We start from the raw sequence: 17,559 nt of genomic DNA, 5'->3' as shown, positions 1-17,559 counted from the left end.
GTACAGCAAAATCACGGGATTGGTGCGATTTTCGAGGGTCATCCTGCATTTTATACAGCAAATTTGGTGCGTAGGGCTTCAAATGAGGCGTTTTGGGCGGACATGTGGAGATTTTAATGTAGTTTTTACAAGATTAGAGCTAATTTGCACCGTTTACGGGGGAACTTCCTGTAGGTTTTGCAGGTTCAGTGGGAAAGCGGCGGAAGCGGCGGGAATGTTAGGGTAGAGGATGGAGAGTGGAGAGGTCGGTGGGGATGCGAAGGTAGATGGAAAGCGGAGAGGGCGGTGGGAATGCGAGGGTAGATGGAAAGTGGAGAGGTCGACGTGAGTGCGAGGGTAGATAGAGAGGTGAGAGGGCGGTGGGAATGCGAAGGTAGATGGAAGGTGGAGAGGTCGTTGGGAGTGCGAGGGTTGATGGAGAGGTGAGAGGTCGGCGGGGATGCGAAGGTAGATGGAGAGGTGAGAGGTCTGCGGGAAGGCGAAGGTAGATGGAAAGTTGTGAAGGACGAGGAAGAGGAGTACAAAAGGTGGAGTTGGATCAGGAATGCGATGGGGGAAGAGGATTAGAAATCAGACCTATAGTGGTATGATGCTGTATAGCAAGGGTGCGCAGGAATACGGAAAGGTAGACGGAAGTCGCCGGAGCCGTCCGCCCCAACAGCGGTGGCCGGCTCCGAAGAGCCGGCCCTGTTAAGCCGTCGCCCAGCGCCAAGCGGCTGCTGCGCCTAATACAGCTTCGTGATTTTCCACCAGTTGATATCGAATCCGCCGGTGACGGCGTAGAGGCCGAACTGGTAGGTGCCGGCAGAAATATTCACCTCGTGCGAGACGGTTCGATACGTGGAGAAGCTGCCAGTATTCGGGATATTGATCTCGCCCAGGACGGTAGCGCCGCCGTTCAGGTCAAGCGACAGTTTGCCACCGTCGTTGGGCGTTGCGATCCGGTACTCGACCAAATATCGACCAGACGTCGGGATATTGACGCCCGTAAACGCGATCCAATCCTGGTTGTCGATGCCGCCGACGTTTTGCCCGCCACCGGTATCCGGCGTCGTTTCGGTCATGACGCCGCTCATGGCGTTATAACTCTCCGCCTGAAATGTGCGGGTGAAGCAGCCGCCAGGACTCAATTCGCAGATGTCGTTCTTGTTGGTAGACACCTTCAAATCGTCATACCAGATGTAAGAATCGTTCTGTGGCGCGAAGGCGGAGGTGGCCCCGCCGAAGAAGGAGGAGAAGTACGCTTTGTCGACCAAGTCGCCGTTGCGGACAAAGCGCAAGCCAGTAATGTTGGCGGCCGAGACGCCGTTGTACCAGATTTGAATTTCGCCGTCGGGGTTGGCGTTACCGGCCGTCACGGTATTCACCTTCAGGCGCTGTACGATGTTGACCCAGGTGCCACGGGGGTAATAGATGTCGGCACCGTTGTTTTTGAGTATGGCATAGTCACCGTATTGGCCGGCGTCGTCCATATGATAGTAGTAGATTGCTGCCTGACCGCCCGCACGCCAAATCATCCGGGACGTGAAACCGTTATAGCCGGTGCAGGGAATGCCGCCCGAACATGCGCCGCCGCCGGCGAGACCGAGTCCTAATTTGCCTGCATGCTCGGTCGTGCCCCAACTGAAGTCACTGCTGAACCGCACCCAGTATGACAAATAATATTCCTGTCCAGGCGTAATATCAAATGGAGCCTGTGCGCCGGAGTTAGGCGGATCGATTTGCCCTGCAGGATAAAAGACGCGAAGCGACTGGCCCCCTGAATGATTGAAATTGTAGCCGTCCATCCACGTTCTCGTGCTCATGCCGAAGTCCCACGGCGCACTCCAGCCGTCAATGCCCCATTGTGCCAAAGTGTAAGCGCTTCCTCTCGCGGGCCGCTCAAATGTATTATACTTTGGGGCCGCCATCGCCTGGACGGATCCCATCACAATAAACAAGACAAGCGCAAGCAGAAAAATTTTGACTTTCATAACATTCCTCCTAATCGTTATTGGGTCCAACGGGCAATGCATGCGAGCTGTTCTCGGTGACTTTTCGATCCTTACCCAGCAAGTTCGTGCATTCTCCTCCTCTCCATTGAGCTAACAAAAACACCAAGAAAACGGAAGGCCGCCAGTTCTTGGTGTTTTGCTCATTTCTATTGTAGCTGCGGAGCCGTAGACCCACTACTATCCGATATTTGGAAAGGCATCCGTTTTCATGGCGAGGGCTCGAAACGCACTTTGCATTTTTTAAACATATCAGCAAAGTTTATCCTCGAAGTGGCTCTATGCCATCGGTAACGCTTCCGTCCGTGAAATGACGGTGGAGCCGTTTATCTTTGGATTCTTGCCGATTTCGCTTATTGTTTCCACGGTGGATCGCCGTATTTATGCAGGATTTCGTTGACCTTATTAATGGAGTAGGGGATGACAAAAGCAAGCGCTGTGCAGAGAAATACATCCCAGGATGGCAGCATGTGTACAAAAGCTTGAAGCATATGGCTTATCACTCGCTTCTATTAATATCTCCGATTCGGCGAATCGCAACCTGAACATGCACTTCAATATCCATGGTTGAGAACAGATGATCGCCATCGTTCCAATCCTTTTCCATGGTTTTCCACTGCCTGTAGTGATTTTGGTTCAAATATTCGCCTAAGCCGACGACATCTTTTTTATATTTTTTCTGCAGGACACTGATGGTGTTCAAACTAACCTGTTCAACGCGATGTTCAACTTCTTGCTCAAGGAGATTCACGATTTTCTCATCCGTGAGATCGAACTCGTGGGAGGATTTGTTCAGACTGCCCTCTGCTTTGATAGAGACAATCAGCTTTTGGACCTTGTTGTCGGCGATGACCGCACGGAATCGGCTGTTCTCGTTGTCGAAGGTGAAATTAATAAGCTGCCCTTCTACTTGGGTTTCAAGATCGCCGCCTCGGACATCTCCTTTCAGCAAGTTGAGGCCAAGGGTCTCTTCGTTGTTCAAGAATCCGATGAACTGGTTCTGGGGCGAGAACACCGCAGCTCCCGTAAGCGAGATACCGCCGCCAGAGGAACTCACTTTTTGAATGGTGTAACTGACATCTTTAATAAGCTGCTCATGCAGATCGCCGATGCGGGTTGCAGGAACCATGTTGTTATTGTTTTTAATGTTGTTGATCGTCGATTCGACATAGTTGATGGGATACTTTTCATTCTTAGCATCGATGGATAATACTTTTTTGGCTGGCCCTTCGCTAATTAATATTTTGACACCGCGCCGAATTTCATTGTTCCGCAAGAAATAGTCCAGAATATCCGCTAAACTGGTGGGCGTCCGCAAGAGCTCGGAAGAGATTACAATAATCTGGAGATGTTCAAAATACGGCGAACGGCTCGTTTCCGAGGCAATTTTGGCTGTAATCGCAGGCATCGTATTCCCGGATGCGCCAAGGTTAAAATACGTACCTCCTTTGGTTGTACCGGCTGTACCGCTGGTGCCGCTTGTCTGTTTCAGCCCGGCAGGGATGATAATCTGGTAAGTACCGAAGTATTTTGTCGTCTTGGCTGTCTGACCTTGTTCGTCGTCGCGCTGTGCACCTTGATCCACAGCCACGCCGGTGACAAATCCGCGCTGATCAATCTCAACGCGATCCCAGCAGCCGGGTAGTAGAAGCAGGAACATGATCAACGCAATCCACAACAGTTTCCTCATAGCTGCTTCACTCCGCGTATTTTGGCTACCGCATACAGCAGGCAGGGGATCATGATACCTACCAACAGGCCAATATAGCTGACATAATCCCCTAATCTACCAAACTGCGTGACATTCTTAGGCACCATGCTCAAGAAGTAAATGAAGGGGCTTAGGATGAAAACCGATTTCTTGTGGGGCAGCTTGGGAAAGAGTGAGCTGAAATTGTACACCGCAAGATCGATTGCCATGCAGGCCGTATTAAAGATCGTCATCACCCATATCGTAAAAAAGATCGATTCGAATCGCTCGAAAAACTCCCCTGGAATTTGAATTTCCTTGGCGAGCTCAATGGACGGATAGTCGATTTCTTTGAGGGCATATTGGGTAAAAACGCCTACGCAAATTAGATAAACGGCGATATACAGCACCATCGGAATGGCAACGCCAATCAGCACTGCTTTAGGGGCTTTGTGGGGATTCCGCATCATGCTGATGTAGAAAAGAATCAACTCAAAGCCCAAAAAGGAAGGAACCGAGTTTTTCGCCGCGGTTAACAAGCCCTTCCAATCGCTCACGAAAAATGGCTTTAACGACTTCACTTGGAAAATGTCTAAGCTAAACAGCAGCACAATGCCAATCATAAATAAAACAATCGGCAGAAACATCATATTGAGTCGAATGATCCCAATACGGGATCCGGCGACGCTGTACACCAGGACCAGTAAAAAAATTAAAGCGACGACTTCAACAGGCGTGCGCTCAAATAAATACTGCTTGGAAATATTGGCAATCGCCCGGATGACGTAAGCGCTGAAGCAGATATAGTACACAGAAAGACTGCCTACAAGGAGCGCGGCGATGGGCTTGCTGACGAGTCTTGATGTAAAAGCGAAGAATCCTTCCTTGTAATAAAGGCCGGCATATTTAGCCAAAATGTAAGCAGCAGTCAGTAAGAGAAGACCTGCTCCCAGAATCGAGATCCATCCGTCAGAGGCTTGGGTCGTTTTGGCAATTACCCTGGGCAAGGTCAGGATGCCAACGCCGACGACCATGGAAGTGACGGTAACGACCATATCCAACACACGTATCTCTTCGGTGTAGCTGTCAGAATTCGTGTTCATCGCATCACCGCCCTTCTTTCTTCAAACGCTTTGTATCCAGCGGTTTCATAGTCTCGGGGCGTTCCTCCATAAAGGTGAGTGGCGCACGCACAACGGTATCTTTCATATCTTTGGCAAAAAAAGGCGCCGCAGGCGCTGAATACGGGATGCCAAAGCTCCGCAAGTTGACAAAGTGGATGCTGATCATGATGAACGCAAGAATGATGCCGTACAGGCCAAAGGCAGCCGCGGCAATCATGATGGCAAACCGGATCATGCGCAGTGAAATGGCAAACGAATAAGATGGAAAAGAAAACGAGGCGATTGCGGTAACGGCCACGACAATGACCATGACCGGACTGACGATCCCCGCAGTCACCGCTGCCTCGCCGATGACCAGACCGCCGACAATGCCGATCGTTTGACCGATCGCTTTGGGCAACCGCACCCCGGCTTCCCGCAGTAACTCGAGCGTTGTCTCCATCATGAACGCCTCGACGACTGCGGGAAACGGAACACCTTCCCTGGAGCCGGCAATGGAAAAAGCCAGCTTCGAGGGAATCATCCCATGATGATATTCCAACAGTGCAATATAAAGCGCAGGCAGGAAGGTCGCGATAAACCCGGAGAATACCCGCAGCACCCGGGTGAGGGTAGAAATCAGCCAGTTCTGGTAGAAATCCTCCGGCGAATGAATGTTGGATACGAACGAGATGGGAAGAATGAGCACGAACGGATCGCCGTCGACTAAGATGGCGGCACGGCCCTGCAGCAAGGCACCGGACACTTTGTCAGGTCTTTCTGTATTGGAGATGAGCGGGAAAGGGCTAAGAAAGCTGTCCGCAATCCAGTGTTCAACGGTCGCCGAGCCAGCAATATCATCAATCGAAATACTGTTCAATCTTCGATCGGCTTCCTGGACGATTTCCGGCTGAATAATATCTTCAATGTAGGCTAGCACAACCTGCCTTTTGGAACGGAGGCCCAGCTTGTAAGTCCGGAGCCGGAGTCTGGGGTCGCGCAGCCGTCTGCGCAGCAGCGCAGTATTGGATCGAAGATCCTCAATAAAGCCTTCGTGCGGCCCGCGAATGACAGACTCGGTTTGCGGCTCTTCGATGCCCCTGCTTTTCCAGCCTTGACTGTCAATACTGAACATCTGCGCAAGGCCATCGATGAAGAGTACGCAGTTGCCGGCTAATACGGTGTTAACGGCATCCTCTAACGTACGGGAAGCTTCCGTATCTAGATTCGCTACAATAACTGAAGCGACCTGCTTCGCAAACTCATCCATTGAAGTAATGCCGTAATCGGAAAAGTACACCAGCAACGGCTTGATCAACTCTTCGTAAATCGTCACCTTATCGACAAGACCATCGATGCAAACAACCGTACAAGGATGCGCGGCTTGTCCGATTGTAAATGTCCGGATGACTAAATCGGTAGGAGCGCCAAGCGCATCTTTAATCCAGGCGGAATTGTCTGACATTTGACTGAATATTGGCGTCATGCCTGAACCGGGAGCAGCCGCTTGCTGCCGCGAGTGCTCCCAGCTTTTTCGGGATAAGAGATATTTAAAAAGCACGGCAGTCCTTCTTTCTGTCACCTTTCCATCAGTTATCCCCAAATCCGGGAGAAATAAAACCATTGTTCGCGGACGGTGCTGATTCCGTAGGGCGAGAAAAAAGCCCTTTCCGTTTGAAAGTGGAAAGGGCTCCTATCAATTCTAGTTGTCGCTATAGACGACATCGTCAAACAACATATTTCCCGCGTTCCAGCTGCGGAACCCGATCTGCCCGGCAGTTGTCGGCAAACCGGCAATCGATCCTGTATACACCTGCGAGCCGTCCACCCACAGCGTGACGGTCGATCCGGTGAACTGGATCTTTACGGTATAAGTGGTGCCGCTAGCTAACGCAGGGCCTGTAAAGTTGCCGTACTGGCCGGCGCCGTTCGTCCACGCCCACGATGTGCCGACGTCGTAGCCGAGAGCAGCCCATGTGCTAGTGCCGCTGTACCGGAACACGGCCTGGAAGCGGCCGTTTGCATTTTGCGGCGTCACTTTGAACGTGTAGACGCCGTCCGCCTTGGCCGGCGAATTGCTGTCGACGACAACGGTCGAGCTATTATTCGCAACGATCGCAAGGCCGTTCGAGACGGGCGAGACAGTTCCGGTGCCCAGCACGCGGTTCCAGCCGCCCAGGCCGCTGTTGAAATCCTGCGTATAGGCGGAAGATCCACCGGCCTTAAAGATATTGATTTCCGCTGCAGACGCCCAACCGCCACTGCCCGCAGTCGCCTCCAGGCGCACGTAGCTGGCGGTCAAGGCAGGAAAGGCCGCGCTTTTCTCCGAAGCGTCGTTCGCCCATGTTCCGCTAGCAGCCAGCATAAACGCGCTGCCATCGGTGCTTGTATACACCTTGTAGCCGGTGATATTGCCATTGGTACTGCCGTCCTGTCTCGGCATCACGCGAATTTGGTTCACGGCGTAGCTGCCGCCGAGATTCAACGTGATCGACTGCGGGAGCGGGTTGGATAAGTTCCACTTCGTATGCCAGATCGTGGACAGATTCCCGTCCAGCACATTAGCCGCCGCATTGTTGTCGCTGCCGGTTTCCTCGCTTGTCGCCAAGGCAGTCATCTGCCCTTGCGGAATCAGCGTCGGATCAGCCGGGGCCGTGCCGCCAACCGTCACTTTCAGATCATCCATGATGAAGTCGGTACTGTTGCCGTTCACCTTTTGAATCCCGATCCAGCTGTTGCCGGAGGCGCCCGCTGTGAATACCTTTGTGAAGGTGGTCGGTGAAGCCGCCGCGCTCAAAGGCGTGGAGGAAACGGTCGCCGTCCCGTCGCCGACAAGGAAAGCGTAATCGCCGGCGGCTTGATTCTCGTAGCTGAAGGTGACCGTATACGTCGTCCCCGGCACAAAGCGCAGCGTCTGCGGAATCGTCTGGTAGAGAAGGCCCGCGGATTCCTTATGCGCCATCAGCGACCAGCTGCCGCCCAGGACATCGTCAATCGGCCGTCCGTTCCAGCCTTTTTGCGTGAACGGCGCGTGCAGCCTCATCAGGTGCGTTCGCGGATCGTTGACACCGCCGGCTGCGCCTTTGATGAACGGATACCAGCCGTCCGGCACATGTTCAAAGTCCTGCACGAAGTAGGCATTGTCCGGGTTCGGAGTGCGAACGCTGCGCTCCAGCCGCACATCGTCGAAAGTCACCGAAGACGAACCGGAGTCTGTGCGCAAATACAGCGTGGCGGTGGTCGAACCGGCCGGCACATCGAACCAGACGTACATGCGCTGCATCGTCGTATCCCGTTTGGCGTCGGCGGCAATGTAATTTTTCCACAAGGAGCTGTCCGCATACGTGTTAACATCGGCGCCGCCGTAGTCTTTCACGCCGAGGTAAACCTTCCGTCCGCTGCTGGTCGAGACATAAACGGATGCATAGTAAGTACCGGGCGTCAGGCCGGTCAAGGTCTGGCTGACCGTGGTCGTGCTCGAGGCGCTGCCGATTTTGAGCTCGTACTGGCCGTTGGTGTTCCGCGAGACGGATGCTCCCGTGCCGGCCACGGCCCAAGCGGACAGATTCCCTCGATTAAAGCCGGGGTCCTGCACGCCGGCGCCTTCGCCATAAGAGCTGACGGCAGAGGAGGAAGCCGCTCCTTTATACACAACATAGGCCGTATTCGCCGCTGCCGGAATCGTGATCTGATTTCCGGTCACGGCGAGATCGCTGACGAGCGTCCGGCCCTGATCCGAGAGCTGGTACAGCTTGACCGTGCTCAGCCCCGCCCAACTGGCCGGCAGCTGCCAAGCCGTGCTGCCCCCCGCAGCGTTCCAGTGATACAATTTGTCTTCCGTGTCGGGGTTCCAAGGGAGCAGGTAGGCGCTGCCGTTCAGGATTGTACGCCCATCCTTCGTGATGACCCGCGTGCCGCTGGTATTGCTGACGGTGACATTGCCGGTGAGGTTAATCGTGTTCGCCGTCCATTTCTGAATCGGAAAATGCTGCAAATACTTCGTCGGCAGATCCGTCCCGAACGTCATGTTAATCATGGCATCGAAGCTTGTTTTTCCCTGCCAGCCTTCATAAGCGGAGAGCTCCGTACCGCCGAGCAGCGGGTCGCGGGCAATCCAGGTATCCTTTTGGTGGTTGCGCAGGAAGCGGGCGATCTGGCTGTTGAAGCCTTTGATGTTCGATCCGCCGTAATTATAATCGACGGCCCAATGGTTCCAGATGCTGTTGTACTCGTGATCGGAAGGGAACTCCGTCGCGAGCGGCCAGCCCAGGGAATTCACTTCCCGTGCCGCCTGGCGGCTGTCCCAGCCGTTCGACTGCCATACGTCGATATAAATGTAGCCGAGGTTCGGCACCTGATTCTTAAGCTGCTGTAGGCGCGACAACCGGCTGCCGGAAGTGGAATCGTACCGCTTGTTGATATAGTACGAAGCGTCCAGCCAGTCCCAGCCTGGCGCCGTTTTGTTCACGAGTGTCTCATTGAACGCCTGCGCCTCCGGATACGATTCGGTCCCGTTAATATGGACGCCGTAGAACGCATTGTAGGCGCTTCCAGCATTGACGAGTGTGTTCAAATCCTCGGCGCCGCCTTGGCGCTGGCCGATGTCGCCATAGTCCGGGTGCCCGGAATCATGGCCTTCCGAGCCATAGCCCTTGAGCAGCACCATTTGGCCGAGTCCGTCGGTGGCGTTATAGATGCGCTTCGTCTCGTCAAGCGTCTTGGTAAACGGGTTCGTCGCCTGGCTCGCAAAATTCATCGGAATCCGCTGCACGACGAGATCCGGTACTTTGTCAGCGCCGAGCGGATTGTTCATGATGCTGCGGAAGGCGATGGCGCCGTCCTGCCAATCCACGCTGCCGTCGCCGTTGGCGTCCGGCGTAATGGCAACCTTGGCGCTGGGCAGGGGATCCGGCGTCGTCATGTCGCTGGCCCGGTAGATCCAGGCGCCGCTCCAGAGACCCGTGCGCGAGTAGCCGGTTTTGGCTACCGTCTGCTCCTTCACCCGCCCGTCGTTATCCGCATTCTCGGAGACGGCGTTCGTCCAGAGCCCGCCGGCGAGCTGACTGGTGTTCAGAAATCCATACATGTAATCGACCGCCGCACTGTCGGCAGCCGGGGAGCCGGTGACGGTTTTGAACGTATCACCGGACCCGGTGACGGCTGTGTACATGCGGCTTCCTGCAAAAGCGGCGCCGGACTGCGTGCTGCGAACGGCGAGCAAGTTATGGTTGCGGATTTCCAATGTGGCAACCTTGGCGGTGCCATTTTCGGCGATATGGGTGACGTCCCATAAGAGCGTGTTGTTCACGACTTTCATTTGAATCGTTAAGACAACTTGCAGCGAAGCGAATGTAAGCGTATACAATGCAGTGTCTGATGAGGGAGATGAGAAGGCGACGGTGGGGGTGTAGGCAGTTCCGTTAATGATCATCTGATTCAGCGTATCCTCCGACCCGTACATCACAGCACCATTCGTCAGCCATGTATACTGGGATACCTGGGGAAACGAGGTATCCACATCCACGCGCAAGACGGAAGATGCGATGGATTGGGTGGCTGCGCTCGCCGTGCGGTAAAACCCGGTGGCGAAGGGACTGATAGCGGGCGCAGCCTGTAAAGCTAAGAGGGCGGACAGGGCGATGCTTAATTTTTGCGAAAATCGTCGGGGTCTTCGAGTTATCATTTCATCCTCTCCTTCGGATTGTGATGGACTTCTCCTTAACTATAGCAGGGAGGGGGCCGCCGAAGGCTTGATACATTTTGTTTAAAGATGATATTTTTTGATAAGCTTGATCACGACCTCGTCTGATCTCGATACACCTTCGGACTAAAGCCGGTCACTTTCTTGAAAATACGGCTAAAATGCTCCGGATTAAAGTAGCCGATTTCTTCCGAAACGTCTGCGATTCGGTGGCCATGGGCTAGGAGCCGCTTCGCTTCCTCGATCCGCAGGTTCGTCAAGTAGTGGATGAAGTTGCTGCCCACTTCCTTCACGAACTGCTTGCTCAAATAGCTCTCGCTGACGCCGACCATGTCGCTGATCAGCGTTTGGTTGACCTCCTCGCGGAAGTGGAGGTCGAGGAACTTTTTGGCGGCGGCGACGGGCGGGGAGAAACGAAGTGCATTTCCCTTGCCGTCATGCAGATGCGTGTGCACCCGCTGCAACAGCGAGCGCAAGTAGTTCAGCGTGTCCGCGCACGTATCGAGCTGCTTCACCGCCTGCAAAGGGCTGAGCGCCGACGGCTGCACGTCCTCGATGCGGATGCCCTTGGCGTAGAGCACCGCGCCGATGTCCCACACAACGTCGCCGAAAAACGCTCGCAGCGCCGACGGCGGCTCCGGCCTTGCACCGGGCAGCCGCTTCTCCAGCTGCCCGAACACCCGCAGCCATTCGCCTTCGTCCGGCTGCTTCAGCGCTTGCGGGAGGCTGAGGCGTATCGCCTTCAGCTCCTCCCACAGCTGCGCCTTGCCCCCGGCTGCGGGGGCAAGGGCCAATTCCGGGAACATTAGCTTGCCGGTTCCCTCGTAATAGCTCATCGCCGCCAGCTGAGCCGCCTGGCGGACCAAACGGCTCCAGCGCGCGCAGCCGCTGCCGAGATCGCTTACGCCGGCGGAGACGGCGGCGTTGACGAACTGGAGCAGGCGCGTTTGCATCAGCGAGAGCGCGCTGCTTACTTTAGCGCGTATCGCGGATTCGCTGCGGTCGTGCGGGAAGACGCAAAGCAGCGCATACCCGCCATCCTCCAGGCGCACGATTTCGTGGAGGATGGACAGCTCGTGCAGCACCGTCTGCATCGTTTGCTGAACAAAGCCCTGCGTCTTCGCGAGATCGAGCGAGCCCGCAGGCTGTATGACGATCACCACCTGATTCTTCTCGTGCACAAGCGCGGTCTCGGCCAACCGGGTGCGATCAATCGCCGGCGCTTCCCCTTGGGGATCAAACGCCAGCAGCTCTTGCAGAAACGCTTCCTTCTCCCAGGGAGCACGCGCAGACGCCGCTTGGCTGCCCTCCTGCGCGGAAGCCGTCCCCTCGTGCAGGCGCGCCACCTCCTGCACGGCCTTCTCGATCACCGGCACGATGTGCGCTTCCTCCATGTCCGCTTTGACAATGTAGTCCAGCGCGCCGAGCAGGAACGCTTCCCGGACATAACTATAATCGCTGTAAGCGCTTAGCATGATCGTGACAGGACGCCGTGGAACGTCGGGTTCCCCCAGCGCCTTGAGCAGCTCGATCCCGCTGAGCCGGGGCATCTGAATATCGGCGAGCAGCAGGTCGATGTCGCTGCGCTGCCGAAGCTGGGCCAGCGCCTCGCTGCCGTCGGCCGCTTCGCAGACAATGCGGATGCCGAAAGCATCCCAGTCAATCAGCCGATGCATGGCAAGGCGGACGAGCGGTTCATCATCGACAATCATCATGTTGATCATGGAGGTTCCTCCTTTGAGAGAAGTTAAGCGAGATCAGCCCTTCACTGCGCCATCCATCAATCCCTGGAAGATGAAGCGTTGAAACACGAGATAGAACAGCACGCTGGGCAGCAGCACCAGAATAATGCCGGCGCAGAGCGAAGCCAGATCGGACGTGCGCTCCCCGACAAACGACATCAGGGCGGTTGGCAGCGTGAGCAGTTCTTTTCGCGGCATATACAAGTTCTGCACATAAATGTCGTTCATGATCGTCACGCTTTTGAGAATGCCCAAGGTCGCCGTCGCCGGCAGCAGCAGCGGAAAAATAATCGACCGGAACACCCGAAAGTACGAGGCCCCGTCCATCATGGCGCTCTCATCGAGCTGCGGCGAAATCTTTTCGAGAAATTGCATGTAGATGTAGATTTGCATAATATCCGTGCCTATATAAATCAAGAGCGGCGCGCCAAGCGTATTGTAGAGCCCCATAGCATGAATCAGCTGAAAACGGGCAATTTCCGTAGTATAACTGGGGATGATCATGGCGACGACAAAGAGCAGCAGGACGGCTTTTTTCATCTTAAAATCGAAACGGTTCATAATGTAGGCGGTCATCGTGCCCAGCAACGCATTGCCGAGGATACTCACGACCACCATGACAAGCGTATTGCGCAAGCCGAGAAGAATATGACCTTCCTTGAAAGCATGCACGTAGTTATCCCAGTAGAGCAGATTCTTAGGCATCAAGGAAAAAGGGGAGGTCGCTCCCAGCTCCGTGTTCGTTTTGAACGAGCCGAATACGACGAGCAGAATCGGAATAAAGACGATCACACACATGCTGATAAAAAGTATATAGTACACCGCGCCTCCGAGCAATTGGCGTTTGGCGTCTGCACGCAGCGTAGGCATTAGGCTTCGCTCCTGTCTTTAATAATCCAGTTTTGTAGGGCGGAGAAGACGATAATCAGGAAAAGCAGAGATACCGCCATCGCCGAGGCGAGTCCGTAGTTATTGTAGGTAAACGCCGTTTGCAACGAGAACAAACCGAACGTGGAACTGGCCGTTCCCGGTCCGCCGCCTGTCATGACGTAAGGAATGTCATACTGCAGCAGGGCGCCGGAGATGTTCAGGAACAGGATCATTTCCATGACCCGCCGGATGCCTGGCAGCGTAATGTGGCGCAGCTGCAGCCAGAAGCCGGCACCGTCCATTTTGGCCGCTTCGTACAGATCCTGGGGAATGGATTGCAGGCCCGCCAGCATGAGAATAATATGCACACCGCTGAAGCGCCATAGCGAGACGGCGACCAGCGAATAATTGACCACATGGAGGTTGCTCAGCCAGCCGGTAATGAGGGATTGGAGCCCAAGGCTCTTCAGCAGCACATTGAGCGGCCCACTCACGGGACTGTAAATATAGCTGAACATGTAGGCGACGGCGATCCCGTTAATAATGTAGGGCATCAGCACCGTAAACCGGAAAAACGCGCTTCCCCGCATCGTGCGGTTCAGAAGCACGGCCATCATGAGTTCGACGGGGATGAACAGCAGGTGGATGATGAAATAGATGCCGTTATTGCCGATCGCTTTCCACGCATCTGGAAAATCGAACAGCAGCTTATGGTAATTATCCAGCCCAATGTATGACAGAGCGGGGCTGTAGCCGTCCCAATTCGTAAAGCTGTACCGGAACAATTGAAACGTCGGATAGATGAGGAACAACAGCATCAGCGATACCGGGACGAACAGGAACGATCCGATGATGATTTTTTTCTGCAGCGTATAGCTCACTTCACTCACTCCTTGCGCGTTCTGGGTATAAAAAGGGTACTACCTGCGCAATCAGCAAATAGTACCCTGGACGGTCATTACTTCCCTGCGGCGTCCATCGCTTTTTTCCATTTGTCATTCAATTCTTTCTCGTAGGCATCGATGGACTTGCCTGAGAAAATCGTCTGTGCGGCTTTCTTCGGATCGAACTGTGCGGCTGCGCTGACCTTGGCGTACGCCTCATCCGTTCCATAATAGATGAAAGGTTTGTAAGGATTCGTCGCCGTCCACTTGTTGAAAAATGGCAGATCCGACGTAATGCCGTTCACCGTGGAGAACTGCTGCTGTTTATTGATGTAAGCCGTGTACACGTCTTTGCTGAACATCCACTCGTAGAACGCTTTGGCTTCTTCGACGTTCTTGGAATTCTTGTTAATGCCGATGTTCATGTCGGACATCATCATCGATTGCACGTCGCCGGAGGCCGTATCGTTGAATGGAAGCGGGAAGACTGCCAGGTCGTCGTCGGACTTAACTTTTTCCATATACGAAGGATAATACCACTGTCCCAGCGCGATCATCGCCGCTTGCTTGGCTTCGAAGGCCTGCGTCGACTGGTCAAAAGAGACCGATAACGCGTCCGGGCCCGCATACTTTTTATCCGCGATCTCTTTGATGCTCTTGCCGATCTTGTCAAACATGCTGCCCGCTGCGAATGGGGCTGGATTCTTCGCCAGGTTGGCGAGATATTGCTCATCGCCGGACAGGATGTGCGGGCCGTACTCCATCAGCGGGTAGAACGTCCAGTCGTCCTTGCCGCCGAGCGAGAGCGGGATGTATTTTCCGCCGGCTTTTACCTTCTCCATGACGGCCATGAATTCTGGAAACGTTTTCGGAACGTTGATACCCAATTCCTTAAAAATACTCGGATGATAATACACGAACTCCGTAAACGAAACGAGCGGAGCGCCGAGCACTTTGCCGTCGACCTTGGTCGGGTACTTGTTGGCCTTGACGGCGTTCAGATCGTCGAGCGGAAGGAGCGCTTGCTTATAAATTTGAAAATGAACCGGTTTCAAATACATCAAGTCGGGCAGATCGTTCGCCGCCAGCCGCACTTTCAAGTATTGGCCGCCGTTATCCGGCACTTTCTCGACTTCAACGGAGACGTTTGGCTTTAATTTTGTATACTCCTTCGCTTTCTCCGTCCAGAAATCCAGATCCGTCTTCGTATCCCACATCGCCAGTTTCAGTTTGACCGGTTCAGCCGGCTTGCTCGTTTGCGCTGCTTTCGTGCCTTCCGGCGCAGCGCTTCCAGCAGGTGTGGTTGCCGGCTTGTCGCTGCTGCATCCCGTCAGCACGGCCATCGCCGCCACGCTCAGTACAGCCAAGGATTGAACCCATTTTTGTTTACGCATCGCTTGGACCCTCCATGTGATTTCGATTAGGTTTTCTTACCTTGCTTTCATCTTAATCGATGCCAGGCGGCGGTCGAATGATCGTTTTTGCACAAAATTTGATCTATTTTGAACTGCCGTCCAATTCCGAATCTGTGTGATGAAGGATGATCGGCAAAGCGAGGTTCACGCGTGTTCCAGTGGGTTCAAGCCGTTCCAGGGCAACACCATACTCGTCACCGTAGTGCAGCAGGATGCGCTTATGGACGTTGAGGACGCCCATGCCGCTGAACGTGTGCTCCCGATCCGAGGCGGTCAGCTGCGCAAGCTGCGCATCGGTCATGCCTTGACCGTTGTCGCTGATCGCGATAAGCAGACGCCCTTCCGCCTTCCGCATCGTGATGTCGATGACGCCGCCTGCGTCTTTCGCGGCCAAGCCGTGCGTAATGGCATTTTCCAATATCGGCTGCAGCAGCAGCTTCAGCACGTAAGTACCGGCTACCGCAGGATCAACGTCCCACTTCACGTCAAATTTATGACCGTACCGGGTTTCCATGATGAAGATGTACATCTTCAAATTCTCGATCTCCTCTTCGAGCGGGATCAATTTGCCGCCCCGGTTGAAGGAGGAAGACACGAGCCGGATGAGCGCCTGCGTCATGTGGCGGATGTTGTCCACACCGCTGATCATGGCCATGAGTTTAATCGCGTTCAGCGTATTAATGAGAAAATGCGGATTGATTTGCGACTGGAGCGCGGCAAATTCCGCTTGCTGTTTCGCTTTTTCCTTCTCTTCCGTTTCCCGGATGAGCAGTTTGATCTGATCCATCATATGGTTGAACGTGCGCCCGAGCGTTACGGTTTCCGCGCTGCCGGAGGCTTCAATTTTCGTATTGAGATTGCCGTCCATGACGCGCGACATTTTTACAACGAGCACGCGAATCGGCTTCATGAACTTGTGCAGCAGCGAGAAGGAGATGAACAGGAAGATTACAATGACAATCGCTGTTGCCAAAAGAATCAGCTGATAAATGCTGTGATATTTCGCCGTCAGCTCGCTGTACGGAATTTTGTAGACGACCTTCCAATTGGCCGTGCCGACGGTTGCGTAGGCGATCAGCATTTTTTCGCCGTGCAGCGTTGTGACGAACGTGCCTTCCGGCGCTTGCGTAATCGCACTGAGCAGCTGAGGATCTTCCTCCTGCTCGCTGGGCGGCAGGTTGTAGCTCGATGCGATGGCTTCGCCGTCCGCCGTCAGGATGCGAAATGCGGCTGAGCCGGTGATCGGGTTCTGCCAGAGCATTTTCTCGAAGTAGTCACGGCTGAACACGATATAGATAAAATCGATGTTGTGCAGCATTTGGTAATAGCTGGGGCGGATCGCTGTCACGATGGTTGCGGTATCCGGGGCGCCATACAGCACGCCCGTCATCTTGCCCAGGAAATGAACATGATCCTGCTCAGCGATCGTAGCGGGGTACCAGGCTGTGCGGCGAAGGTCGTTCGCGCTGACAGCGAGATCTTTTAAATACGTATAGCTGCCGCCACCTTGATAAAAGAAATTGATCGACTGCACCCGCCCAGACATGGAGGAGCTGTATTTGCCAAGCGCCTTGGACAGGTCGTTGTAGTAGGGCTGCCGCTCGCCGGAGGCGGATTCGTGCAGCTTCGTCGCGATGTCCAGCACTTCGGAATCCATGCCGACGGCGGCGGAGAACGTGACAACGTTGTTGATCTCCTGCTCAACGGAATACTTGACCGCATGCAGCGTCTGCAAGGTCCGATCCGTCGTTTGCTCTATCAGATCCCGCTTATAGACTTGCAGAATTGTCGCGGAAATAGTCAGAATCGGAAGCACGACCATCGTAAACAGCAAAATATAAAGCGTCGTAGACGTTCGCCATGGTTTGCGGAGCAGGTTCATCGGCTGTTCGACCTCATTTTCGGGAAGGGTGGAGGAGCTTGATAAGATAGACATTAACATAGGGGGAGGGGGGAGGTGTAGTGTTGTTTGCGTAACTTGTGTAGAAAACTGAAAGACAATAGTTCGTTTCTCTCCTATGTTTGGGAAGCGTTCTCAACTACAATTAGCTCAATTTGAGGGATGTCGGGAAGGCAGATGAGACGAACAGGACGGGAGCCGACAGTTTGTGAGGAGGTGTACAGGCGGCGTGCAAGCCGTTGAAGGGTAAAAAGTCTCAAGTC

The 17,559-nt window shown here is 54.3% G+C and carries 10 protein-coding genes; all 10 read right to left on the bottom strand.

The genetic code is table 11. The features are described 5' to 3' along the window. Window positions 1-725 precede the first annotated feature (725 nt). Window positions 726-1,973 carry a carbohydrate-binding protein gene (locus EJQ19_RS15590; RefSeq protein WP_206438428.1) on the bottom strand — a complete coding sequence of 416 codons (1,248 nt, stop codon included), beginning with the start codon at window positions 1,971-1,973 and terminating at the stop codon, window positions 726-728. Window positions 1,974-2,490: 517 nt separating this feature from the next. Further along, the gene (locus EJQ19_RS15585; RefSeq protein ID WP_126142150.1) at window positions 2,491-3,681 is read right to left on the bottom strand and encodes a Ger(x)C family spore germination protein; all 1,191 of its coding nucleotides are present in this window, start codon (window positions 3,679-3,681) and stop codon (window positions 2,491-2,493) included. Further along, complete coding sequence (locus tag EJQ19_RS15580) at window positions 3,678-4,784, bottom strand: GerAB/ArcD/ProY family transporter (protein ID WP_126142149.1); 1,107 nt, start codon at window positions 4,782-4,784, stop codon at window positions 3,678-3,680. The genes EJQ19_RS15585 and EJQ19_RS15580 overlap by 4 nt, the downstream gene beginning before the upstream one ends. A 4-nt stretch (window positions 4,785-4,788) precedes the next feature. After that, complete coding sequence (locus EJQ19_RS15575; RefSeq protein ID WP_338143334.1) at window positions 4,789-6,345, bottom strand: spore germination protein; 1,557 nt, start codon at window positions 6,343-6,345, stop codon at window positions 4,789-4,791. 141 nt (window positions 6,346-6,486) lie between these two features. Beyond that, complete coding sequence (locus tag EJQ19_RS15570) at window positions 6,487-10,467, bottom strand: endo-alpha-N-acetylgalactosaminidase family protein (protein WP_126142148.1); 3,981 nt, start codon at window positions 10,465-10,467, stop codon at window positions 6,487-6,489. A gap of 110 nt (window positions 10,468-10,577) precedes the next feature. Next, the gene (locus EJQ19_RS15565) at window positions 10,578-12,209 is read right to left on the bottom strand and encodes a response regulator transcription factor (protein WP_126142147.1); all 1,632 of its coding nucleotides are present in this window, start codon (window positions 12,207-12,209) and stop codon (window positions 10,578-10,580) included. Between the two features lie 33 nt (window positions 12,210-12,242). Next, window positions 12,243-13,097: a carbohydrate ABC transporter permease gene (locus tag EJQ19_RS15560; RefSeq protein WP_126142146.1), complete on the bottom strand. Its 855-nt coding sequence runs from the start codon at window positions 13,095-13,097 to the stop codon at window positions 12,243-12,245. Then, window positions 13,097-13,978, bottom strand: coding sequence for a carbohydrate ABC transporter permease (locus EJQ19_RS15555; protein WP_206438427.1), 882 nt, complete (start codon window positions 13,976-13,978; stop codon window positions 13,097-13,099). Before EJQ19_RS15555 ends, EJQ19_RS15560 begins: the two co-directional genes overlap by 1 nt. A 77-nt stretch (window positions 13,979-14,055) precedes the next feature. Further along, the gene (locus EJQ19_RS15550) at window positions 14,056-15,375 is read right to left on the bottom strand and encodes an ABC transporter substrate-binding protein (protein WP_126142145.1); all 1,320 of its coding nucleotides are present in this window, start codon (window positions 15,373-15,375) and stop codon (window positions 14,056-14,058) included. Window positions 15,376-15,478: 103 nt separating this feature from the next. Next, window positions 15,479-17,278, bottom strand: coding sequence for a cache domain-containing sensor histidine kinase (locus EJQ19_RS15545; protein ID WP_164716569.1), 1,800 nt, complete (start codon window positions 17,276-17,278; stop codon window positions 15,479-15,481). Between the last annotated feature and the right edge of the window lie 281 nt (window positions 17,279-17,559).

It is taken from the genome of Paenibacillus whitsoniae (assembly GCF_003955665.1).
Classification (GTDB): Bacteria; Bacillota; Bacilli; order Paenibacillales; family NBRC-103111; genus Paenibacillus_E; species Paenibacillus_E whitsoniae.
Note: the sequence above shows the minus strand (reverse complement) of the source record. Positions and strands in the feature narration are given on the sequence as shown.